This is a genomic window from Luteimonas composti (assembly GCF_042678665.1).
Lineage (GTDB): Bacteria > Pseudomonadota > Gammaproteobacteria > Xanthomonadales > Xanthomonadaceae > Luteimonas > Luteimonas composti.
Genome location: NZ_JBHTKU010000003.1, coordinates 198,663 through 219,194, shown reverse-complemented (window position 1 = coordinate 219,194; position 20,532 = coordinate 198,663). Strand labels below are relative to the sequence as shown.

The 20,532-nt window shown below is 71.2% G+C and carries 19 protein-coding genes; 5 read left to right on the top strand and 14 right to left on the bottom strand.

The window, feature by feature from the left end; all coding sequences use genetic code 11:
* Positions 1 to 2 precede the first annotated feature (2 nt).
* The 7 genes from ACFQ2D_RS09775 to aroQ form a co-directional block, all read right to left on the bottom strand.
* Positions 3 to 1,268, bottom strand: a complete 1,266-nt coding sequence (locus ACFQ2D_RS09775; RefSeq protein ID WP_280943749.1) for a copper resistance protein B — start codon at positions 1,266 to 1,268, stop codon at positions 3 to 5.
* The gene (locus ACFQ2D_RS09770) at positions 1,265 to 3,064 is read right to left on the bottom strand and encodes a copper resistance system multicopper oxidase (protein WP_280943748.1); all 1,800 of its coding nucleotides are present in this window, start codon (positions 3,062 to 3,064) and stop codon (positions 1,265 to 1,267) included. Before ACFQ2D_RS09770 ends, ACFQ2D_RS09775 begins: the two co-directional genes overlap by 4 nt.
* Positions 3,065 to 3,166: 102 nt before the next feature.
* On the bottom strand, positions 3,167 to 3,535 hold the full coding sequence (locus ACFQ2D_RS09765) for a CopL family metal-binding regulatory protein (RefSeq protein WP_386795636.1): 369 nt from the start codon (positions 3,533 to 3,535) through the stop codon (positions 3,167 to 3,169).
* 87 nt (positions 3,536 to 3,622) lie between these two features.
* Positions 3,623 to 4,990 carry an acetyl-CoA carboxylase biotin carboxylase subunit gene (gene accC, locus ACFQ2D_RS09760; protein WP_280943746.1) on the bottom strand — a complete coding sequence of 456 codons (1,368 nt, stop codon included), beginning with the start codon at positions 4,988 to 4,990 and terminating at the stop codon, positions 3,623 to 3,625.
* A 3-nt stretch (positions 4,991 to 4,993) separates the two neighbouring features.
* Entirely contained in the window at positions 4,994 to 5,278 is a 285-nt protein-coding gene (locus ACFQ2D_RS09755; protein WP_280943745.1) for a hypothetical protein, read from the bottom strand.
* A 7-nt stretch (positions 5,279 to 5,285) separates the two neighbouring features.
* A complete protein-coding gene (gene accB, locus ACFQ2D_RS09750) occupies positions 5,286 to 5,774 on the bottom strand; it encodes an acetyl-CoA carboxylase biotin carboxyl carrier protein (RefSeq protein WP_280943744.1) in 489 nt (162 codons plus the stop codon).
* Between the two features lie 37 nt (positions 5,775 to 5,811).
* Positions 5,812 to 6,258: a type II 3-dehydroquinate dehydratase gene (gene aroQ, locus ACFQ2D_RS09745; RefSeq protein ID WP_280943755.1), complete on the bottom strand. Its 447-nt coding sequence runs from the start codon at positions 6,256 to 6,258 to the stop codon at positions 5,812 to 5,814.
* 187 nt (positions 6,259 to 6,445) lie between these two features.
* Here aroQ and ACFQ2D_RS09740 point away from each other — a divergent pair, with 187 nt between their 5' ends.
* Complete coding sequence (locus tag ACFQ2D_RS09740) at positions 6,446 to 7,063, top strand: glutathione S-transferase family protein (protein ID WP_280943743.1); 618 nt, start codon at positions 6,446 to 6,448, stop codon at positions 7,061 to 7,063.
* A 4-nt stretch (positions 7,064 to 7,067) separates the two neighbouring features.
* Here ACFQ2D_RS09740 and ACFQ2D_RS09735 read toward each other — a convergent pair whose 3' ends face one another.
* From ACFQ2D_RS09735 to cutA, 3 genes are read right to left on the bottom strand one after another with little or no spacing between them, the layout of a single operon-like run.
* Positions 7,068 to 7,664 (bottom strand): TlpA family protein disulfide reductase, encoded by a 597-nt coding sequence (locus tag ACFQ2D_RS09735; RefSeq protein WP_280943742.1) that lies wholly within the window; start codon positions 7,662 to 7,664, stop codon positions 7,068 to 7,070.
* On the bottom strand, positions 7,661 to 10,048 hold the full coding sequence (locus ACFQ2D_RS09730) for a protein-disulfide reductase DsbD family protein (RefSeq protein WP_386795635.1): 2,388 nt from the start codon (positions 10,046 to 10,048) through the stop codon (positions 7,661 to 7,663). The genes ACFQ2D_RS09735 and ACFQ2D_RS09730 overlap by 4 nt, the downstream gene beginning before the upstream one ends.
* Positions 10,045 to 10,374, bottom strand: a complete 330-nt coding sequence (cutA, locus tag ACFQ2D_RS09725) for a divalent-cation tolerance protein CutA (protein ID WP_280943741.1) — start codon at positions 10,372 to 10,374, stop codon at positions 10,045 to 10,047. Before cutA ends, ACFQ2D_RS09730 begins: the two co-directional genes overlap by 4 nt.
* 167 nt (positions 10,375 to 10,541) lie before the next feature.
* Between cutA and ACFQ2D_RS09720 the strand changes: the two genes are divergently transcribed.
* The gene (locus ACFQ2D_RS09720) at positions 10,542 to 11,036 is read left to right on the top strand and encodes an acyloxyacyl hydrolase (RefSeq protein ID WP_280943740.1); all 495 of its coding nucleotides are present in this window, start codon (positions 10,542 to 10,544) and stop codon (positions 11,034 to 11,036) included.
* A gap of 30 nt (positions 11,037 to 11,066) precedes the next feature.
* On the opposite strand, the gene alr is transcribed toward ACFQ2D_RS09720, so the two are convergent.
* Positions 11,067 to 12,143: an alanine racemase gene (gene alr, locus ACFQ2D_RS09715; RefSeq protein ID WP_280943739.1), complete on the bottom strand. Its 1,077-nt coding sequence runs from the start codon at positions 12,141 to 12,143 to the stop codon at positions 11,067 to 11,069.
* 2 nt (positions 12,144 to 12,145) lie between these two features.
* Positions 12,146 to 13,429 (bottom strand): D-amino acid dehydrogenase, encoded by a 1,284-nt coding sequence (locus ACFQ2D_RS09710; RefSeq protein WP_280943738.1) that lies wholly within the window; start codon positions 13,427 to 13,429, stop codon positions 12,146 to 12,148.
* 226 nt (positions 13,430 to 13,655) lie between these two features.
* On the opposite strand from ACFQ2D_RS09710, the gene ACFQ2D_RS09705 reads away from it, so the two are divergent.
* From ACFQ2D_RS09705 to groL, 3 genes are all read left to right on the top strand, one after another.
* Positions 13,656 to 14,129, top strand: coding sequence for a winged helix-turn-helix transcriptional regulator (locus tag ACFQ2D_RS09705; RefSeq protein WP_280943737.1), 474 nt, complete (start codon positions 13,656 to 13,658; stop codon positions 14,127 to 14,129).
* 603 nt (positions 14,130 to 14,732) lie between these two features.
* Positions 14,733 to 15,023: a co-chaperone GroES gene (gene groES / locus ACFQ2D_RS09700; RefSeq protein ID WP_280943736.1), complete on the top strand. Its 291-nt coding sequence runs from the start codon at positions 14,733 to 14,735 to the stop codon at positions 15,021 to 15,023.
* A gap of 63 nt (positions 15,024 to 15,086) precedes the next feature.
* Positions 15,087 to 16,727, top strand: a complete 1,641-nt coding sequence (gene groL, locus ACFQ2D_RS09695; protein ID WP_280943735.1) for a chaperonin GroEL — start codon at positions 15,087 to 15,089, stop codon at positions 16,725 to 16,727.
* 154 nt (positions 16,728 to 16,881) lie between these two features.
* Here groL and ACFQ2D_RS09690 read toward each other — a convergent pair whose 3' ends face one another.
* Together ACFQ2D_RS09690 and ACFQ2D_RS09685 are read right to left on the bottom strand one after the other, a co-directional pair.
* Complete coding sequence (locus ACFQ2D_RS09690) at positions 16,882 to 18,993, bottom strand: hypothetical protein (RefSeq protein ID WP_280943734.1); 2,112 nt, start codon at positions 18,991 to 18,993, stop codon at positions 16,882 to 16,884.
* Between the two features lie 336 nt (positions 18,994 to 19,329).
* Positions 19,330 to 20,520, bottom strand: coding sequence for a hypothetical protein (locus tag ACFQ2D_RS09685; RefSeq protein ID WP_280943733.1), 1,191 nt, complete (start codon positions 20,518 to 20,520; stop codon positions 19,330 to 19,332).
* Positions 20,521 to 20,532: the final 12 nt, after the last annotated feature.

Below are 20,532 nucleotides of genomic sequence, written 5' to 3'. Positions count from 1 at the left end.
GTTCAGAACCAGAGGCGCACGCCGGCCACCAGCCGCGTCTCGCGCGAGGCCTCGCCGGCCGCGTCGCGCAGGTCGGCGGTCCCGCCGAAGCTGCGCTCGTGCGCGATGCCGAGGTAGGGCGCGAACCTGCGCGTGACCTCGTAGCGCAGGCGCAGGCCGGCCTCGGCACTCGACAGTCCGCTGCCGGTGCCGCGCGCGGGATCGTCCCGTGCCTGCAGTTCGAGTTCCAGCACCGGCTGCAGCACCAGGCGGTTGCTGAAGCGCAGGTCGTACTCGGCCTCGAGTTCGACGCCCGCCCCGCCTTCCCCGAGGTAGGCCATCGCCGAGACCTCGAACTGGTACGGCGCGATGCCCTGCACGCCGAACGCCGCGCGGGTGCGCGAGGGGGCGTTTCCCGTGTCGTGACGCAGCCCCGCGACCACGTCCCACCAGCGCGCGACCGCGCGCGCGAGGTGCAGCTCCGCGTTGGCGTGGCCGGTGCGGCCCCCGCTGCGGCTGCCGCTGCTGCGCAGCCACAGGCGATGGATATCGCCGCCGGTCGAGGCGTGGGCCTCCCATGCCTGGCCGCGATGCGCGTCGTCGTCCCAGCCTTCGAGCCGGTTGAAGGTGACCCGCGTGTAGGTCGCGGGCCCGTGGTCCGCGTGGGCGTGCGCGAGCAGCGGGAATGCGGCGTCGCGATCGGCCTGGGTCACGGCGGGAATGGGTTCGCGCGGCGGCTGGATGACGGTGGCCGGCGAGCAGTGGCCCATAGCGGCATGCGCGGGGGGGCAGGCGGTACGGTCGTGGACGCCATGCCCGACGGGATGGGCTCCGGCGTGGGCGTCGTGCGGCGTCTTCCCGGCCGGCATGCGACAGTGGCCCATCGCGGCGTGTTCCGGCGTGCAGCCGCTCGTGTCCGCGGTGTCGTGGCCCGCATGGCCCGGCTCGTGACCCGGCGTCGGGACCGGCGACGCCGGCGTGCAGTGGCCCATCGCCGCATGCGCCGGCGTGCAGGTTTCCAATGCCGCCGGTCGAGGCCGTGCGGAGTGGCCGTCTTCGCCGGCATGGCCCCGCGGATGCGCGTGGCCGGCGTGGCCTTGCGCAGGCGCATCGGCTGCCGGCGCATCATCCACGGGCGTGCAGTGGCCCATGGCCGCGTGCGCTGGCGGGCAGTCGCGCGGGGCGCGTGTGGCGTGCTGCGCATCGGGGGCGTGCTGCGCAAGCGCGGGGCCGGCGGCGACGCCCGCGAGCAGCAGGACGATGGCGTGGAAGGGGAATGTGCGGTTCATGCGCCTTCCTCCACGCGCACCTCGCGCATCATGCCCGCGTCCATGTGGTAGAGCAGGTGGCAGTGGTAGGCCCAGCGGCCCAGCGCGTCGGCGCGCACGCGGTAGCTGCGGCGCGTGCCCGGCGGCATGTCCACCGTGTGCTTGCGCACCATGAAGCGGCCGTCCTCGTCCTCGAGATCGCTCCACATCCCGTGCAGGTGGATCGGGTGCTGCATCATCGTGTCGTTGACCAGCACGATACGCAGTCGCTCGCCGTAGTTGAGCCGCAGCGGTTCGGCGCTGGCGAAGGGAATGCCGTCGAACGACCAGGAGAATTTCTCCATGTGCCCGGTCAGGTGCAGTTCGATCGTGCGTCCGGGCTCGCGGCCGTCGGGATCGTCGAACAGGCTGCGCAGGTCGCCATAGGCCAGCACGCGGCGGCCGTTGTCGCGCAGGCCGATGCCGGGGTCGTCCAGACGTGGGGTGGGCGCCATCGTCTGCATGTCGACCAGCGGATTGCCGTCCTCGCTGGCCGGGTGCGACTGCATGTCCGCGTCCTGTGCCGCGTGCATCGCGTGGCCGGCATGCGCGCCGGCGCCGCCAGCACCGCCGTGCATGGCGTGGGCGTCCGCCATTCCATGCGCACCGTGCGCGCCGTGGTCGCCGTGGCCCATCTCGGCCATGGTGAGCCGCGGTCGCGGATCCAGCGACGGCACCGGCGCCTCCAGCCCCGCGCGCACCGCCAGCGTGCCGCGCGCGTGGCCGGTGCGGCCCATGTCCTGGGCGAAGATGGTGTAGGCGTCCTGGCCCGAGGGTTCGACGATCACGTCGTAGGTCTCGGCCGCGGCGATGCGCAGTTCGTCCACGCTGACCGGATGCACGTACTGGCCGTCGGCGGCGACCACGGTCATCTTCAGCCCCGGGATGCGCAGGTCGAAGTGGGTCATCGCCGACGCGTTGACCAGTCGCAGCAGCACGCGTTCCCCGGCCCGGAACTCGCCGGTCCAGTTCCCCGCGGGCGTCGTCCCGTTCATCAGGTAGGTGTAGGTGTGCGCGTTGACGTCCGACAGGTCGCTCGGCGTCATCCGCATCTGCCCCCAGGCGCGGCGGTCGGCCAGCGCGGCGGCCAGCCCGTCGCGTCGCGCGTCGCGCAGGAAATCGCCGACCGTGGGCTTGTACCAGTTGTCGTGGTGCGGGGCTTTTTTCAGGCGCAGGAACAGGTCGGTCGGATCGAGGTCGGTCCAGTCCGACAGCAGCACCACGTGTTCGCGGTCCCAGCGGTAGGGCGCCGGTTCGATGGGGTCGACGATGATCGCGCCGTACAGTCCGGCCTGCTCCTGGCGCAGCGAATGGCTGTGGTACCAGTAGGTGCCCGACTGCCGCAGCGTGAACCGGTACAGCCAGGATTCGCCGGGCATGATCCCGTCGAAGCTCATGCCCGGAACGCCGTCCATGTTCGCCGGCAGCAGGATGCCGTGCCAGTGGATCGAGGTCTGCACGCCGGCGGGCAGGTGGTTGCTCGCGCGCAGCGTCACCGTGTCGCCTTCGCGCCAGCGCAGCAGCGGCGCGGGCAGGCCGCCGTTGACGGTGATCGCAGGACGCGGGCGTCCGGTGAAGTTCACCATCGAGGTGCCGATGTCGAGCTGGAAATCGCGTCCGGACAGCACTTGGCCCGGCGCGGCCCACGCCGGCTGGCGCGCATGCGCGGGCAGGCGCAGGGTGCCGGCGGCGAGCGCGGCACCGCCCAGGGCAAGGCCCTGCACGAAGCGCCGGCGCGACGGCGACGCGGCATCGGCGCGGGAAGGAGGAAGGTGCATGGCGTGCTCCACTGCGGACGCGTCGGGCGTCCGCACATCGTCGGTTCGGGAAGGCGTCGCGCACGCTGGCGGACGCGGGGCGGGCCGCGACTGCGGCCGAGCTCAGGCGATCGGAGGACGCAGGATCGGCGTGGCGTGCGCGGTGGCGACCTGGGCGCCGGCCGGGCGCACCGGGATCGCACCAGGATCGGGGCTGGCCAGCGCGATCATCGCCGGGACCGCCGCCACACAGTGCTTCAGGCACAGCTCCAGGCAGCGTTCGAGGCAGTCCTCGCCGGGCGTGTCGTTCGGGGCCTGCCCAGGTGCGGCATGGCAGTCCGCGTCGACGCCGTGCGTGCCGTCATCCTGATCGCCCGGCACCGCATCCGTGGGCACATCGGCCATCGCCAGGTGCGTAGCCGCCATCGCCGGGCCGACGGCGTCGGCCAGCAGGCACAGGCACAGCAGCAGGCGGAGCAGGGACGGGAGCATTCGGGCGGGAGGGTCGCGGCTGCGGCGAGGATACCGCAGCCGCCCGGCGCACCGCGCGTCGCCGTGATGGCGATGCGCGGCCGTGGTTCAGCCGATCGACAGCGCCTTGTCCTTGCGCTCGGCCAGGCGCTTCTCGAGGTAATGGATGTTCTGGCCGCCGGCCTGGAAGCCGCCGTCGGCCATGATCCGCTGCTGCAGCGGGATGTTGGTCTTGATCCCGTCCACCACCATCTCGCTCAGGGCGACGCGCATGCGCGCGATCGCCTGGTCGCGGTCGGCCCCGTGCACGATCAGCTTGCCGATCATCGAATCGTAGTTCGGCGGCACCGCATAGCCTTCGTAGATGTGCGAGTCCACGCGCACGCCGGGACCGCCGGGCGAATGGAAATGCTGGATCAGGCCGGGCGAGGGCAGGAAGGTGTCCGGGTCCTCGGCGTTGATGCGGCACTCGATCGCGTGGCCGCGCAGCACCACGTCTTCCTGCCGGATCGAGAGCTTCTGGCCCGAGGCGATCTTCAGCTGCTCGCGGATCAGGTCGATGCCGGTGACCATCTCGGTCACCGGATGCTCGACCTGGATGCGGGTGTTCATCTCGATGAAGTAGAAGCGCCCGTTCTCGTACAGGAACTCGAACGTGCCTGCGCCGCGGTAGCCGATGCGGATGCAGGCTTCCACGCAGACGCGGCCGATCTCAGCGCGCTGCTGTTCGGTGATGCCCGGCGCCGGCGCTTCCTCCACCACCTTCTGGTGGCGGCGCTGCATCGAGCAGTCGCGCTCGCCCAGGTGGATGGCGTTGCCCTGGCCGTCGGCGAGCACCTGGATCTCCACGTGGCGCGGGTTCTCCAGGAACTTCTCCATGTAGACCATGTCGTTGCCGAACGCGGCCTTGGCTTCCTGCTTGGTGGTGGCGATAGCGTTGACCAGCGCGGCCTCGGTATGGACCACGCGCATGCCGCGCCCGCCGCCGCCGCCGGCCGCCTTCACGATCACCGGGTAGCCGATCTCGCGCGCGATGCGCACGTTGGCCTCGGCATCGTCGCCGAGCGGGCCGCCGCTGCCGGGCACGCAGGGCACGCCGGCGTCCTTCATCGCGCGGATCGCCTCGACCTTGTCGCCCATCAGGCGGATGGTGTCGGCCTTGGGCCCGATGAAGATGAAGCCGGACTGCTCCACGCGCTCGGCGAAGTCCGCGTTCTCGCTGAGGAAGCCGTAGCCGGGGTGGATCGCCTGCGCGTCGGTGACCTCGGCCGCGGCGATGATCGCCGGCATGTCGAGGTAGCTGCGGTTGGAGGGGGCCGGGCCGATGCAGACCGACTCGTCGGCCATCGCCACGTGCTTGAGGTTGCGGTCCACCGTGGAGTGCACCGCGACGGTGCGGATACCGAGCGCGTGGCACGCGCGCAGGATGCGCAGCGCGATTTCGCCACGGTTGGCGATGACGACTTTATCGAGCATGGCTCACATTGTTCCCTTGGCCCGGTACCACACGCGGATGACCTGCAGCCGCTGCGAACCGATTTCCAGCCCGCCGATGTCGAGCTGGATGTTGTCGTGGAATCCGGTCTCGTTCTTCTCCGCCGTGGACACCGGCAGAAGCACGGTCTCGACGTTGAGCACGGCGATGCCCTCGGCGGCGATCCAGGCGTTGGCGCGTGCCAGCACCGCCGCGGCGTCCTCGCGGCTGCGCGTGAGCGCCAGCGTGCGGGTGGTGTCGAGAGGAACGAAATCGCGGAAGCGGATCATCGCCGGCTCAGCCGATCACGAACAGCGGCTGGTCGAACTCCACCGGCTGGCCGCTCTCGCAGGCGATCGCCAGCACCGTGCCCGAGGTATCGGCCTCGATCGGGTTGAACATCTTCATCGCTTCGATGATGCCGAGGGTGTCGCCCGCCTTGACCGCCTGGCCGACGGTGACGAACGGCGGCTTGTCCGGCGCCGGCGAGGCGTAGAACGTGCCCACCATCGGCGAAGTGACTACGTGCCCGGCAGGCAGTCCCGAGCCGGATTCGGCGGACGCGGGTGCACGGCCGCCGGTGGCGGCCTCGACCGGCGACTGCATCGGCATCACCTGCTCGGCGCGCTGGAACTGCTGCGCGGGGGCCTGGGCGTACACCATGGGCGCGCCGGCGCTGGAGCCGCGCGACAGGCGCACCGACTCCTCGCCCTCCTTGATCTCGATTTCGGCGAGGTTCGACTCCTCGAGCAGTTCGATGAGTTTCTTGAGCTTGCGAAGGTCCATGGACGGCCTCGTGTTCGGGCTTGCGAAGAGAAGGGGTTCAGGCGGCGGCCGGCAGCCGGCGCAGGGCCGCGTCGAGCGCGTAGCGGTAGCTGTCGGCGCCGAAACCGCAGACCACGCCCACCGCCTTGTCGCTGAAATAGCTGTGCTGGCGGAAGGGCTCGCGGGTGTGCGGGTTGGACAGGTGGATCTCGATGAACGGGATCGCGACCGCCGCCAGCGCATCGCGCAGGGCGACGCTGGTATGGGTGAAGGCGGCCGGGTTGATCAGGATGAAGGCGGTGCCGTCGCCGCGCGCGGCCTGGATGCGGTTGACCAGCACGTGCTCGGCGTTGGACTGCAGGCTCTCGAGCGCATGCCCGGCGGCGGCGGCGCGGGCCTCGAGGTCTGCGTCGATGTCGGCCAGCGTGGCGTGCCCGTAGACCTCCGGCTCGCGCGTGCCGAGCAGGTTGAGGTTGGGGCCGTGCAGGAGCAGCAGCTGGGCCATCGGGCGGACGGTGCGGGGCAAGGCGCGCAGTCTGGGGGAAGTCGCGGATGCTGTCCAGTTCGCCGAAGTTTGCCGGATTTAAGCGGGTGTTTGAGTTTCCGGCCGGTCAAGGGGGTTGTGCGCGGCATCCGTGTCGATCGAGACCATCGTCGCTCGACGGGAAGGAGACCCGACCGGAGCGGACACGATGGCAGCCAGCGACACCCTCTACTACTCCCACAACCTCAACCCGCGCGTCGCCGTGGCCGTGGCCCGCCACGTGGGCGCGCCGCTGCGCTTCGTCCGGGCCGATCCGATGGGCCGCGACCGGGACGCGTTCCGGCCCATCAATCCCAATACCCGGGTGCCGGTCCTGGTCGAGCCGGGCCTGACCCTGTGGGAGACCGACGCCATCGCCATGCGCCTCGCCGCCCGCTACGCGCCAGGGTTCTGGCCGCAGGAGCGGCGCGAGGAGGTGATGATGTGGGTGAGCTGGAGCGCCCACCACTTCACCCACTGGGCGGGGGTGCTGTATTTCGAGCGGATCGTGGTGCCGCGCCATTTCGCGCGTGGGCCGGACGAGGCGCTGGCCGCGGCCGCCGAGGCCGAACTGGCACCGTTCACCGCCGTGCTCGATGCTGCCCTGGCCGGCCGCGACTGGCTGGTGGGCGAGACCCCGACCTACGCCGATTTCCGCGTGGCCTCGGCGCTGCCCTTCGCCGCGCAGGCGCGGATTCCGCTGGACGGGTTCGCGAACGTGCGCGCCTGGCATGCGCGGCTGCAGCGGATCGAGGCCTGGCGCGCTCCCTTCGCGGGCCTGGACTGAGCGCTCAGTGCCGGGCCCAGTCGTCGATCTCGCCCTCCTCGAACGGGCCGATCTTCTGCTTGAGCAGGCGCCCGTCGGCCGAGACCAGGATCGAATAGGGCAGCACGCCCTTGGGATTGCCCAGCTGCACGCCGGCATCGGCCGGGCCGGGCACGTCGATCGCCTGCGCGTAGCGCACCGGGATGCGCTGGAGGAACTCGAGCACCGCCTGGCGGTCGTCCAGCGCCAGGCCGAGCACCTGCACGCCGTCGTCGCCCTGGTCGCCGGCGAAGCGGTCGAGTTCGGGCATTTCCTTGATGCACGGCCCGCACCAGCTGGCCCAGACGTTCACCAGCAGCGGCCGCCCGGCGAAGTCGCCCGGCAGGATGAACCCGCCGCCCTCCAGCCCGTCCACCTGCACGGCCGGCAGCGGCTCGCCGCGCCGCGCCACGCGCACGCCGTCCGGCGCGTCGGCAGTCGCGGTCAGCGCATCGTTGAGCACCCGCTGGCCGAATTCGCTGTCCAGCAGCGGGCCGGGGCCGGTGGCGAAGATGCCCGCGAGCACGCCCAGCGCGCCCGCGCCCGCCGCGACCAGCACGATCTTCAGCGGCGTGAGCTTCATGGCGCGGCCCTTCGCAGCGCCGCGACCACGATGTCGTCGGTGAGCAGGGCCGGCAGCACCTGGCCTTCGCCGCCGCCGCGCGGATAGACCACGTACAGCGGCACGCCGACGGCGCGATGGCGGTCGAGGTAGGCGGCGATGGCCGCATCGGTATTGGTGTAGTCGCCCACCAGGTAGACGGCGCCGGCCTGTTCCAGCGCGTCGCGAAAGGCCGGCTGCGACAGCACCCGCCGCTCGTTGGCCTTGCAGGTCACGCACCAGTCGGCGGTCATGTTCACGAACACCGGACGGCCTTCCTCGCGCAGGGCCTGCAGCCGCGCTTCCGACCATGCTTCGCGCCCTTCCGCCGCCTGCGTCGCCTGCGGCGGCTGCAGCGACCCGACCTTCCACACCGGCACCAGCGCCAGCGCGGCCAGCGCCAGGGCCAGGGCGCGTCCGGGCAGGCCACCGGTCCAGCGCCGGCGCTCGTGCCACCACAGCCCGAGCGCGAACAGCGCCAGGCCCGCCGCCACCAGCGCCATCGCGTCCACGCCGCGCTGCTTGCCCAGCACCCACAGCAGCCAGATCGCGGTCAGGTACATCGGGAAGGCCAGCACCTGCTTGAGTGTTTCCATCCACGCCCCCGGCCGCGGCAGGCGGTCGGCCAGCGCCGGCACGAAGCCGACCAGCAGGAACGGCAGCGCCAGCCCCAGGCCCAGCATCAGGAACACGGCCAGCGCCAGCCACGGCGCGGCGGTGAACGCGAACGCCAGCGCGCCGCCCATGAAGGGCGCGATGCAGGGACTGGCCACCACGCAGGCCAGCACGCCGGTGAAGAAATCGCCGGCCGGCCCGCCGCGCGCGGCCAGCGACTGGCCGAGGCCGCCGAGGCCCGCGCCGAGGGTGAATACGCCCGACAGGCTCAGGCCCACCGCGAACATCAGGTACACCAGGGCCGCGACGAACCAGGGTTGCTGCAGCTGGAATCCCCAGCCCAGCGCCTGTCCGCCGGCGCGCAGCGCCAGCACCAGCGCGCCGATCGCGGCGAAGGCCACCAGCACGCCGGCCGTGTACCAGAGCGCATGGCGGCGCGCGTGCGCGCGGCTTTCGCCGCTCTGCGCCAGGCCCAGCACCTTGAGCGAGAGGATCGGCAGCACGCAGGGCATCAGGTTGAGCACCAGGCCGCCGAGCAGGGCCAGCAGCAGCGCGCCCAGCGCGCCGCCCGCGGGCAGCGTCGCGCCCGGTGGTGCGGTACGCACGGCGTTGTCGGCGGAGGCGTCCGTCGGCGAGTCGGCGCGCGCGTCCGCGACCGGATCGGTGCCGGCCGAGGCTGCCGCCCCGGAGTCGTCGCCGTGCCGGGGGGGCGGTGCGTCGTCGGCCGAGCTTGTCGATGCGACCGCTGGCTCCTGTGCCGGTGCGCCAGTCTCCCCGGCGGCAGGTGCCGTGGGCGAAGCGGCCGTCACCGTTCCCGCCGGCAGCGCCACCTCCACCGTGCGCGTCATCGGCGGATAGCAGATGCCCTCGTCCTGGCAGCCCTGGAAGCTGGCGGTCACGCGCACGGTCGCCGCTTCGGTGCTGTCCCGCAGCAGCGGCAGCGGCACGTCGACCTGGTCGAAATACACCACCACCTCGCCGAAGTGCTCGTCGCGATGCGCGGTTCCGCGCGGCCAGTCGGGCGCGCCGGCGCGGATGCCGGGATGGCCCTCGACGCGGACGCTGCCGCGGTCGCGATACAGGTAGTAGCCGCGCGCCGGGGTGAAGCGCAGCAGCACGGTATTGCCGTCTGCGGCGATGGCCTCGAAGCCGAAGGCCTGCTCCGGCGGCAGGGGCAGTGGCTGGGTCGCGCCGCTGGCGTCGATGCCGAGCGGCGCGGTGGCTGCCGGCCCGCCGGACAGGCTGCGGCCGAGCGCGGCGAAGCGGGGATCCGGCGCGGACGCGGCGCCAGGCTTGCCTGCGTCGGCGGGCAGGGCGACCTTGAGCGTGCGCGTCTGCGGCGGATAGCAGATGCCGAGGTCAGCGCAGCCCTGGTACTTCACCTGCAGCGAGAGCTCGCGCGCGCTGTCGGCCGCCGCGCCGGTGAGCGTCGCCACGAGCCGGTCGCGATAGGTCTCCACCTCGCCGAAGAACTCGTCGGTGTGGCGCCGGCCCGGCGGCAGCTGCAGCGGATTGGCCTTGAAGCCGCCTTCGACCACCTGCACCGAGGTGCGGTGGCGGTAGAGGTAGTAGCCGTCGGCGATCGTCCACTCGATCGCGATCCGGCCGCGATCGGTCGCCTGCGCCTGCAGTGCGAACGCCTGGTCGACCGGCAGCAGCTGGCTTTCGTCGACGGCCGCGGCGGCGGGCAGGACGATGGCCAGCAGGGTGCACGCCGCGGCGCGTGCCAGGCGGTCGATGAACCGGCTCACGCATCGGCTCCGGTGCGGGTCGCGTCTTCGATCCAGGCCAGGTAGTCCGGCAGTCCGCCTGCGAGATCGACCGCCACCACCTCGGGCAGTTCGTAGGGATGCAGCTGGACCACGCGCGCGGTCAGCGCGTCGAGGCGCGCGCGGACGGTCTTGATCACGAGCAGCACTTCCTCGGCGCGCTCGACCCGCCCCTGCCAGCGGTACACCGAGCCCACGCCCGGCAGCACGTTGACGCAGGCGGCCAGGCGTTCGCCCACCAGCGCCTCGGCGATGCGCGCGGCGGTCGCGGCATCGGGGCAGGTACACAGGCAGGCGAGGGCGGTCACGGTGGGGCGGCAGCAGGCGTCGGGGGCCCGATAGGTTAGCCGACCGCGGGCGAGGGGCCCCGGACGCGCACCGCCAGCCGCGCGGGACGGATTGTCCCGCCATCCCGCATCGCCCGGTTCACCGGGCTGCCGGTATCCTTTGCGCCCCCCGACTCGCCCCGATCCCCATGTCGCGAATCCCCCGTGCCGGGCTGCGCCGGCTTGCCATCGCGTTGCTGCCGATCCTCGGCGGCTGGAGCGCCGCCGCCGCGGCCCAGGTCGAAGTCGGGGCCGGCATTTCGCTGACCCGCGACAACGAGGACACCCCGGTCGTGGCCGTGGCCTGGTTGCCGGAATGGCGCGAATTCCGCGGCGGCACGCTGCGCTGGGAAATCGGGGCGATGCACCTGCGCGGGCGCAGCGATTCGTCGTACGACAACGACGACGACGTCAGCGTGCTGCACGGAGGACTCCGCTACGAGCGGCCCAGCGGCCTGGTCGCCGGTTTCGGCGTGGGCGTGCAGAGCGGCTGGACCGAGGCCCTGTCGGGCGATCCCCAGTTCATCAGCACGTTCGGCTGGCGCTGGGGCCGCTTCTCGCTGCTGGCGCGCCACATCTCGAATGCCAGCCTGCACCAGCCCAACGACGGCGAAACGATGCTGCAGGGCGCCTGGCGCTTCTAGCGCCGTGGATGCCGGCGTCGGGACGGCGGCTCAGTCGCGATAGACCCGCGGGACCCGCTTGAGTCCGGTCAGCAGGCGATAGGGGCTGTTGCCGCTGCGCGCGGCCACGTCGGCCACGGCCAGCCGCGGCCCCCACAGTTCCACCGTGCTGCCCAGCCCGGCCTGGGGATGGTCGGTGAGGTCGATGGTCAGCATGTCCATCGACACCCGGCCGATCAGCTCGCCCGGGCGGCCGTCGATCACGACCGGCGTGCCGGAGGTGGCGTACTGCGGATAGCCGTCGGCATAGCCTGCCGCGACCACGCCCACGCGCGTGGGCCGGGTGGTGGTGAAGGTGCCGGCGTAGCCGATCGGTTCGCCCGCGGCCAGTTCGCGCACCGCGATCACCTTCGATTCGAGCGTCATCACCGCACGCAGCGCGTCGGCCGCTGCGCAGGGCGCGTCGAGCATGTGCGAGCCGTACAGCATCAGCCCCGGCCGTACCCAGTCGCGGCGCGCCATCGGCCAGGCCATCAGCCCGGCCGAGTTGGCGATGCTGGCGGGCGCGGCGTGCGGCAGCTGCGCCAGCGCGGCGTCGAAGACCGCCAGCTGGTCGGGCGTGCTCGCGTGGGCCAGTTCGTCGGCGCGCGAGAAATGGCTCATTGCGACCAGCGTATCGATCCACGGCAGGGCGCGCAGGCGATGCCAGGCGTCGCCGTACTCCTCCGGCGACAGGCCCAGCCGGTGCATGCCCGAATCGAGCTTCACCCACACCTGCCAGGGGCGCGTGGCGCGATGCGCCTCCAGCGCCTCGACCTGCCAGGGCGAGGCCACCACCGTCCACAGGCCGTGGCGTTCGATCAGCGGCAGCTCGGCGGGGTCGAAAAAGCCTTCCAGCAGCAGGATGGGCGCATCGATGCCCGACTCGCGCAGCTCCAGCGCTTCCTCGATGCTGGCCACGCCGAAGCCGTCGGCCTCGGGCGCCAGCGCCTTCGCGCAGGGGACGGCACCGTGGCCGTAGGCGTCGGCCTTGACCACGGCCAGTGCGCGGCCGCCGCCGAGCGCGCGCGCATGGCGGTAGTTGTGGCGCAGGGCCTGCAGGTCGATCGTGGCGCGCGACGGACGCATGCTCAGCGCAGCCCGGTGGGATTGGGCCAGGGGCGGTCGTAGCGCGAGATGTCCAGGCCCTCGGTATCGATGGCCGGCGTGCGGCCGTCGACCAGGTCGGCCAGGTAGCGCGCCGAGCCGCAGGCCATGGTCCAGCCCAGCGTTCCGTGGCCGGTGTTGAGCCAGAGGTTGCGGTAACTGGTCGCGCCCACCACCGGCGGGCCGTCGGGCGTGGACGGGCGCAGCCCGGTCCAGAACTCGGCGCGCGACAGGTCGCCGCCGTCGGGATACAGGCTGCGCACCACCAGCTCGAGCGTCTCGCGCCGGCGCTGCGGCAGCGTCAGGTCGTAGCCCGACACCTCGGCCATGCCGCCGACGCGGATGCGCGCATCGAAGCGGGTGATGGCGACCTTGTAGCTCTCGTCGAGCACGGTCGAATGCGGCGCCATCTCCGGGCGGGTGATCGGGATGGTTAGCGAGTAGCCCTTGAGCGGGTACACCGGCAGGCGGATGCCGAGCGGGCGCAGCAGCCTGGGCGACCAGCTGCCCAGCGCCAGCACGTAGCGGTCGGCGGTTTCGACGCGGCCGTCGATCCGCACGCCCGAGACGCGATCGCCGTCGGCCAGCAGCGCTTCCACGGTCTGGCCCGGGCGGAACTCGACCCCGGCCTGCGCCGCCATCGCCGCCAGGCGGGTGGTGAATAGGTGGCAGTCTCCGGTCTCGTCGCCGGGCAGGCGCAGCGCGCCGGCGAGGGTGTCGCGCACCGCCGCCAGCGCAGGCTCGACCCGGACGATGCCGTCCGCGTCCAGCAGTTCGTAGCGCACGCCGTACTCGCGCAGCACGGCGATGTCGCGTTCGGCCGCGTCGAGCTGGGCGCGGGTGCGGAACAGCTGGGTGGTGCCGAGGGTGCGCTGTTCGTACTCGATGCCGGTGGCCACGCGCAGATCGGCCAGGCAGTCGCGGCTGTACTCGGCCAGGCGCACCATCCGCGCCTTGCTCACCGCATAGCGCGGATGGGTGCAGTTGCGCAGCATCGCCCACAGCCAGCGGTACTGGTCGAGGTCGCCGGTGGGGCGGATCGCCAGCGGCGCGTGGCGCGAGAGCAGCCACTTCACCGCCTTGAGCGGGATCCCGGGCGCGGGCCAGGGCGATGCGTAGCCGGGCGACACCTGGCCGGCGTTGCCGAAGCTGGTGGAAAGCGCCGGGCCGGCCTCGCGATCGACCACCACCACGTCGTGGCCCTGCTGGCGCAGGTACCAGGCGCTGGTCACGCCGATCACGCCGGCACCGAGGATGAGGATACGCATCGCCGTAGGTCTCGACGTCGGGTCAGGGCTGGGCAGGGCTGGCGCAAAGCCGCGCCACAGGGCCGGGCACCGCACGGACCCGGGAGGGATGGGCCGGCACGGGCCCGGCCTGGGCGCGCAAGGCCGGGACATCCACCAGTATAGGAGCTGCCTTCCAGTCCGATTTCCCGTTTTTGTGCCGCATGGCAGGTAGAATCCCTGCGGAACAGGCTTCTGGCGGGACCACGTGAAGGCGCGCGACCTCGACCGCATCGACCGCCGCATCCTGCGCATCCTGCAGCAGGAGGGGCGGATCTCGTTCACCGAGCTGGGCGAGCGCGTCGGGCTGTCGACCACGCCCTGCACCGAGCGTGTGCGCCGGCTGGAGCGCGACGGGGTGATCACCGGCTACCACGCGCGGCTGGCGCCGGAGGCGGTGAAAGCCGGGCTGCTGGTGTTCGTGGAGATCAGCCTGGCCTACAAGTCCGGCGACATCTTCGAGGAGTTCCGCCGCGCGGCCCTGCGCTTGCCGAACGTGCTCGAATGCCATCTGGTCTCCGGCGACTTCGACTACCTGATCAAGGCGCGCATCTCGGAGATGGCCTCCTACCGCAAGCTGCTGGGCAGCACCCTGCTGACCCTGCCGCACGTGCGCGAATCCAAGAGCTACATCGTCATGGAGGAGGTGAAGGAGACGCTGGAGCTGCCGGTCGCCGACTGAGGCGGCTACGTCTGCTAGCCGACGGGGACCCCCAGCCTGGCGCGTGCCAGTGTCGCCGCCGATAGCGGGGCGACCTGAAGGAGCCCGCCGCGGCCGGCAGGCCCCTGGGGCGAATGTCCCCCGGCCTCCGCCTGCGGCGAAAGCTTCCTCCTCGATTTCGCCCCAAGGGGCTGCCCACCCCGGCGGGCGCGGCTGCCGGCGACTGCGTGCCGGGGCGTCGCCTTTCATCAGGCGCGACGTCCTGTCCAGACGGATGCGGGGAGTCCCGGGGACGAAATCAAGGAGGAGGCGCCGACCGCAGGCCGGTGCCGGGGGACATTCGTCCCCGGGACTCCCCGTAGCCGGCCCACCGCAACGGCCCACCGCAACGGCCCACCGCAACGGCCCACCATTGCAACTGGCGACCGGCAGGCTGCCGCTTCGGGCGGGACGCGAAAAATTCCTCGCGGCGGCCCTTGAAAGCGCTGTGAAGCCTCCCCATGTTCGGCCGCACCTCCCGGTCCGTCCGGGATTTTCGCGCCCGCGGTTCTGGCAGTCTCCACCTGCGACTGCTAAGATCGCCGCAAATTCTGTAGTCCTATCAATCACTTGCGAGGGTTGAACATGAGCAACATCAAGCCGCTGTACGACCGCGTGGTCATCAAGCGCATGGAAGAAGAAAAGATGTCCGCTGGCGGCATCGTGATCCCGGACTCGGCCACCGAGAAGCCGATCAAGGGTGAAGTCGTCGCCGTGGGCGAGGGCAAGGTGCTCGACAACGGCAGCGTGCGCGCCCCCAAGGTCAAGGCCGGCGACAAGGTGCTGTTCGGCAAGTACAGCGGCACCGAGGTGAAGCTCGATGGCGCCGAGTACCTGGTGGTGAAGGAAGACGACATCTTCGCGATCCTCGGCTGATCGCGGGATCGCTTCCGCACGACCTTTCAACACTCCATATCAAGACACTGAGGTAAATCAGCCATGGCTGCCAAGGAAATCCGTTTCGGTGAGGACGCGCGCTCGAAGATGGTGCGCGGCGTCAACGTGCTCGCCAATGCCGTGAAGGCAACGCTCGGCCCGAAGGGCCGCAACGTCGTGCTCGAGAAGAGCTTCGGCGCCCCGACCATCACCAAGGACGGCGTGTCCGTCGCCAAGGAAATTGAGCTGGCCGACAAGTTCGAGAACATGGGCGCGCAGATGGTCAAGGAAGTCGCGTCCAAGACCTCCGACAACGCCGGCGACGGCACCACCACCGCCACCGTGCTGGCGCAGGCGCTGATCCGCGAAGGTTCCAAGGCGGTCGCCGCCGGCATGAACCCGATGGACCTCAAGCGCGGCATCGACCAGGCCGTCAAGGCCGCGGTGCAGGAGCTGAAGAACATCTCCAAGCCCACCGCCGACGACAAGGCCATCGCCCAGGTCGGCACGATCTCGGCCAACTCGGACGAGTCGATCGGCAACATCATCGCCGACGCGATGAAGAAGGTCGGCAAGGAAGGCGTGATCACCGTTGAAGAGGGCTCGGGCCTGGACAACGAGCTCGACGTCGTCGAGGGCATGCAGTTCGACCGCGGCTACCTGTCGCCGTACTTCATCAACAACCAGCAGTCGATGTCGGCCGAGCTGGATGACCCCTTCATCCTGCTGCACGACAAGAAGATCTCGAACGTGCGCGACCTGCTGCCCGTCCTCGAAGGCGTGGCCAAGGCCGGCAAGCCGCTGCTGATCGTGGCCGAGGAAGTCGAGGGGGAAGCCCTGGCGACCCTGGTGGTCAACACCATCCGCGGCATCGTCAAGGTCTGCGCCGTCAAGGCCCCGGGCTTCGGCGACCGTCGCAAGGCGATGCTGGAAGACATGGCCGTGCTGACCGGCGGCACCGTGATCTCCGAGGAAGTGGGCCTGCAGCTGGAGAAGGCCACGATCCAGGACCTGGGCCGCGCCAAGAAGGTGCAGGTCTCCAAGGAGAACACCACCATCATCGACGGCGCCGGCGACACCTCGGCGATCGAGGCCCGCATCAAGCAGATCAAGGCGCAGATCGAGGAGACCTCCTCGGACTACGACCGCGAGAAGCTGCAGGAGCGCGTGGCCAAGCTGGCCGGCGGCGTGGCGGTGATCAAGGTCGGTGCCTCGACCGAGATCGAGATGAAGGAAAAGAAGGCCCGCGTCGAAGACGCCCTGCACGCCACGCGTGCGGCGGTGGAAGAGGGCGTGGTCCCGGGCGGCGGCGTCGCGCTGATCCGCGCCAAGGCCGCGATCGAAGGCCTGAAGGGCGCCAACGAGGACCAGAACCACGGCATCCAGATCGCCCTGCGCGCCATGGAAGCCCCGCTGCGCGAGATCGTCACCAACGCCGGCGAAGAGCCCTCCGTGATCGTCAACAAGGTCAAGGACGGTTCGGGCAACTTCGGCTACAACGCGGCGAACGGCGAGTTCGGCGACATGGTCGAGTTCGGCATCCTGGATCCGACCAAGGTGACCCGCACCGCGCTGCAGAACGCGTCCTCGATCGCCGGCCTGATGATCACCACCGAAGCGATGGTGGCCGAGCTGCCGAAGAAGGAAGAGCCGGCGATGCCGGGCGGCGGCGGCATGGGCGGCATGGGCGGCATGGATTTCTGATCCGGCGCCAACCGTTCCACTGCGACACGGAAAACCCCGCCGCGAGGCGGGGTTTTTCTTTATGGGGCCGATGGCGGCCTCCTGCGATTGCCGGCCCCGGGATGAAGAACCCCGCCCTGCGGCGGGGTTCCGGAAGGGCGGGAGAGCCTTGGCCTCAGAGGTCGATGCCGAAGCCGACGCCCGCCGAGCGCTCGCTGCCGCTGAAGGCGCCGCCGAGGGAGAACGAGGCGCGGCCGACGCGCTTGCCGTAGCCCACCGAGAGGCCGCGTTCGCCTCCCTGGAAGCCCGCGCCCACGGCGATGCGGCCACGGTCGCTCTGGCTGCCCGCGGCGTTGATCGCCATGTTCAGCATCGCCGCGCTCATCGCTCCCATGCGGTCGATGCGGCGGTCCTGCTGGCGCACGCGGCGGTCGAGGCCGTCGAAGCGGTCTTCCAGCGCGCCGAGGCGGTCGTTGATCCCGCCGACGTCGAAGCCGACCAGTTGCTGGATGGCGGTATCGGTGTAGTCGTTGGCGGCGGTCAGGGTGGCGGTGTCACCCGCCTCCAGGTCTTCGCGCACCGCCTCTTCGCGCTCATCCGTGTAACCGGTCGCGGTGGCCAGCGTGGCGTCGTCGCCGACCTCGGCGACGTCGGTGGCGATCGCCTGCACTTCGGCTTCGGTGAGACCATCGCCACCGCCGGGCCCTGCAGGCCCCTGCGGCCCCTGCGGACCCTGCGGACCCTGCGGCCCGACCAGAGATGCGAGCCAGTCGCTCTCCGTTCCGCTGTAGCCATTGCCCACCGCGACCTCGTAGGCGCTCAGCCCCTGCGGGCCGGGCGCGCCGCCCGGGGGCAGCGCCTCGATCGCGCCGATGCGGCCGTCGAGGCCGGTCAGGACACCGTCGACCGCAGCAAATGCGTCGCCGACGTTGCCATGGCTGCCGCCCTGGATCACGTAGACCGGCGCCGTCCAGGCGCCGTTGGCATAGGCCGCGCCGCCGCCGAAGTACGCCGCCACGGTGCTGCCCATGTCCGACAGCTGCGACACGTTGACCGCGTCGGTGTCGGCGGTGCCGGCCGCCACGTGCACCAGGCGGCGTTCGTTGCCGGCATCGCCGAAGGAAACGGTGTCGGCTTCGCTGGCCACCGAGTGCGCGCCGATCGCGACCGCATTGGTCGCCTCGACCGCAACCAGCGTGTTGTTGCCGATCGCGATGCTGGCGGTTGAAGTCGCGCCGGTTGCGCCTTCCGCCAGCACCGAGGCGTCCCTGCCGATGGCGATGGCCTCGTAGCCGGTTGCTTCCGCGCGGACGCCAATGGCGAGGCTCTGATAGCCGGCGGCCGTCGAGTCGTATCCGAAAGCGTGGCTGCGCGTGCCGCTGGCGACATTCAGGTAGCCGAACGCGCTGCTGCGCTCGCCTCCAGTGGTGTTGTCCGTGCCGAACGCGTTGCTGCCAGATCCGGTTGCTTCGTTGCTTTGACCGAACGCGTTGCTGCTGCCGCCACTGGCGCTGTTCGCGTAGCCGATGGCGGTTGCGTTGTTGGCCGTGACCTCGTTCATGTAACCGAACGCGCTGGCCGACGTGTTGCTCGACGTGTTCCGGTACCCCACAGCGGAGGCTGATCCGCCGGCAGCCCGGTTGTTGGCCCCGAAGGCGACACTGCCGCTGCCGCTGGCGGTGTTGTAGTAGCCGAACGCGTTGGCATTCGCGCCGCTGGCGGTGTTTTGCCAGCCGAATGCGTTGGCGTAGGAACCACTGCTGGTGTTGGAGATGCCGAACGCGGCGCCGCTGTCGGCCGTGTTGAACGTACCGACGGCAGTGCTGTTCTGGGCGACCGCTGTGTTGCGGTGGCCGATGGCCGACGACTGCACGCCGCCGGCGCTGTTCCGGTCGCCGACCGCGGTGCTGCTTGCGCCGCTGGCGGTGTTGGTGCCGCCCACCGCGGTGCTGCCGTTGCCGCTGGCGTCGTTGGCATTGCCGAGGGCGGTGCTGCGATCGCCGCGGGCGATATTGCCATTGCCGACGGCGGTACTGTCCGCGGCGCTGGCATTGTTGCCTTCGCCGTAGGCGCTGGCGTCGGCGAAGCAGGTCGTGTTGGCGTTGCCATGCTCGCTGCCTTCGGTGCGGTTGGTGGTGTCGCTGCTCTGCTCCCAGACGCCGGAGGTCGTGTTGAACGTCCAGCAGCCCGGCCCGGCGGGATCGGCCTGGACGGTCGGGGCGACGGCCAGGCCGATGGCGAGCATCAGCGGCGCGACATGGTGCGGCTTGCGGAATTGCGGGGTCATGCGGTGGATCTCCTTGTTGGACAGTCGTTGTTCACCGGGTGCTGCGGGCGGCGCGATGGCCCGGTCCGGGGTCGCGCCGTGAGTGCCGACCGACGGCGTCTGCCGACGACGGGCGAAAAGCAGTGGGTGCGCGCCAGGTGGCTGGTCGCCGTGCCCGCCTCCAGCCACGAGATCCGGGGGCGCCGACTGACAGGCCCCCGACGGGGAGGCGATGGCGGGGAGCGACTGGCCTCAGGTCGAAGGCGGGCCTGCGCATGCGGCCGCTGCCAGACCCGCCGGGCAATCGCGAGTTGCTCCGGTGGAGCCGTGCGCAGGCGGCCGCGCGCGTCGCGTGCGTCAGTTGCCGAGCAGCCCCCGCAGCAGCCCGCGGGCGGACTCCCTCGCGGCGGGCTTGGCCGCATCGCGGGTGGCACCGGCCATGCCGGGCACGAGCATCGCAGTCGACTTGCTGCGCACGCGCACGGTCCAGGCCGGGGACCAGTCGCGTCCGGCGTCGGCCGGGCGCGGCTCGGCGATGCTGCGCTGGCTGCCGTAGGCGATCATCTGCACCATCGGCGCGGCATCGACGCCGGCGAACGCTTCGGTCGGGATCCGGCAGCTGCGCGCGTCGGCGCCGAGCACGGTGCGCTTTCCAGTCCACTGCGCGAGCAGCGATTCAGGCAGGTAGTCCATCAGTTCGGGACCGGCGTAGCCGTCCTCGGAACTGCTCCACATCACGATGGTGTCGCCCTGCGATGCCATGGCATGGATGAAGTAGCCGCGCGCGCCGTCGACTGGCGTCCACTCCAGGGTCATGCCTTCGCCGGGGCTGCCTGAGCTGTCGAGTTCGAGCCTGGGCAGGAAGTCGTCGGCCTGGCCGAGCGCGAACTGCATCGCGCCGGGCAGGCCGTCGCCTTCGAGCTGGTGGCTGCCGACCAGCGAGGCCTTGTCGGACACCGCGCGGCGCGCGCCCGGGTTGGGCCAGAGCACGTGCTGCGGACCGACGTCGGGGGCCTGTTCCGGCACGGGGCGCGGCGCCATCGCGCGCCCGCCCTGCACCGGCTTGCCGTCGCGGATGGTCATCGAGTATTCCACCGGCTGGCGGCCGCGGACCTGCTCGCCGCAGCCCCAGAAGTAGCGGATCCGGTAGCTGCCGCCATCGGCGAGGCCCAGGCTGCCGCTGGCGTCGTGGCTGCCGCCGGTCTCGCCCTGGCTGCGCTCGCGCGGCAGAAGCTCGATGCGGGTGCCCAACTGCAATCCCTTGGGGACGGCCTGGGTGGCCGATTGACCAGGCGCGTTGCGGTTGTGCAGCGCGACGTCCATGTAGCGACCGGGCATGCCCGGGTGGCGGGTCATGCCGTAGGCGGGGCGCTGGCCGCCCATGGCGCCGGCCAGGCGGCCCATCGCGCCCATGCCGGGCATGCCAGGCATGGTGTGGGTGGCGACGTCGATGTAGAGCTCGGTCGGCGCCGCCTGCGCGTGCGCAGGCAGGCTGGCGGACAGGGCGAGCGCCAGCGTCGAAGCGGTGGCGATGAAGGAAACATGCATGATCGTGCCCTT

Bases quoted from the DNA above. Each gene is read 5' to 3' on its own strand.
- ACFQ2D_RS09775 (WP_280943749.1), bottom strand. From the start codon at position 1,268: ATGAACCGCACATTCCCCTTCCACGCCATCGTCCTGCTGCTCGCGGGC.
- ACFQ2D_RS09770 (WP_280943748.1), bottom strand. From the start codon at position 3,064: ATGCACCTTCCTCCTTCCCGCGCCGATGCCGCGTCGCCGTCGCGCCGG.
- ACFQ2D_RS09765 (WP_386795636.1), bottom strand. From the start codon at position 3,535: ATGCTCCCGTCCCTGCTCCGCCTGCTGCTGTGCCTGTGCCTGCTGGCC.
- accC (WP_280943746.1), bottom strand. From the start codon at position 4,990: ATGCTCGATAAAGTCGTCATCGCCAACCGTGGCGAAATCGCGCTGCGC.
- ACFQ2D_RS09755 (WP_280943745.1), bottom strand. From the start codon at position 5,278: ATGATCCGCTTCCGCGATTTCGTTCCTCTCGACACCACCCGCACGCTG.
- accB (WP_280943744.1), bottom strand. From the start codon at position 5,774: ATGGACCTTCGCAAGCTCAAGAAACTCATCGAACTGCTCGAGGAGTCG.
- aroQ (WP_280943755.1), bottom strand. From the start codon at position 6,258: ATGGCCCAGCTGCTGCTCCTGCACGGCCCCAACCTCAACCTGCTCGGC.
- ACFQ2D_RS09740 (WP_280943743.1), top strand. From the start codon at position 6,446: ATGGCAGCCAGCGACACCCTCTACTACTCCCACAACCTCAACCCGCGC.
- ACFQ2D_RS09735 (WP_280943742.1), bottom strand. From the start codon at position 7,664: ATGAAGCTCACGCCGCTGAAGATCGTGCTGGTCGCGGCGGGCGCGGGC.
- ACFQ2D_RS09720 (WP_280943740.1), top strand. From the start codon at position 10,542: ATGTCGCGAATCCCCCGTGCCGGGCTGCGCCGGCTTGCCATCGCGTTG.
- alr (WP_280943739.1), bottom strand. From the start codon at position 12,143: ATGCGTCCGTCGCGCGCCACGATCGACCTGCAGGCCCTGCGCCACAAC.
- ACFQ2D_RS09710 (WP_280943738.1), bottom strand. From the start codon at position 13,429: ATGCGTATCCTCATCCTCGGTGCCGGCGTGATCGGCGTGACCAGCGCC.
- groES (WP_280943736.1), top strand. From the start codon at position 14,733: ATGAGCAACATCAAGCCGCTGTACGACCGCGTGGTCATCAAGCGCATG.
- groL (WP_280943735.1), top strand. From the start codon at position 15,087: ATGGCTGCCAAGGAAATCCGTTTCGGTGAGGACGCGCGCTCGAAGATG.
- ACFQ2D_RS09690 (WP_280943734.1), bottom strand. From the start codon at position 18,993: ATGACCCCGCAATTCCGCAAGCCGCACCATGTCGCGCCGCTGATGCTC.
- ACFQ2D_RS09685 (WP_280943733.1), bottom strand. From the start codon at position 20,520: ATGCATGTTTCCTTCATCGCCACCGCTTCGACGCTGGCGCTCGCCCTG.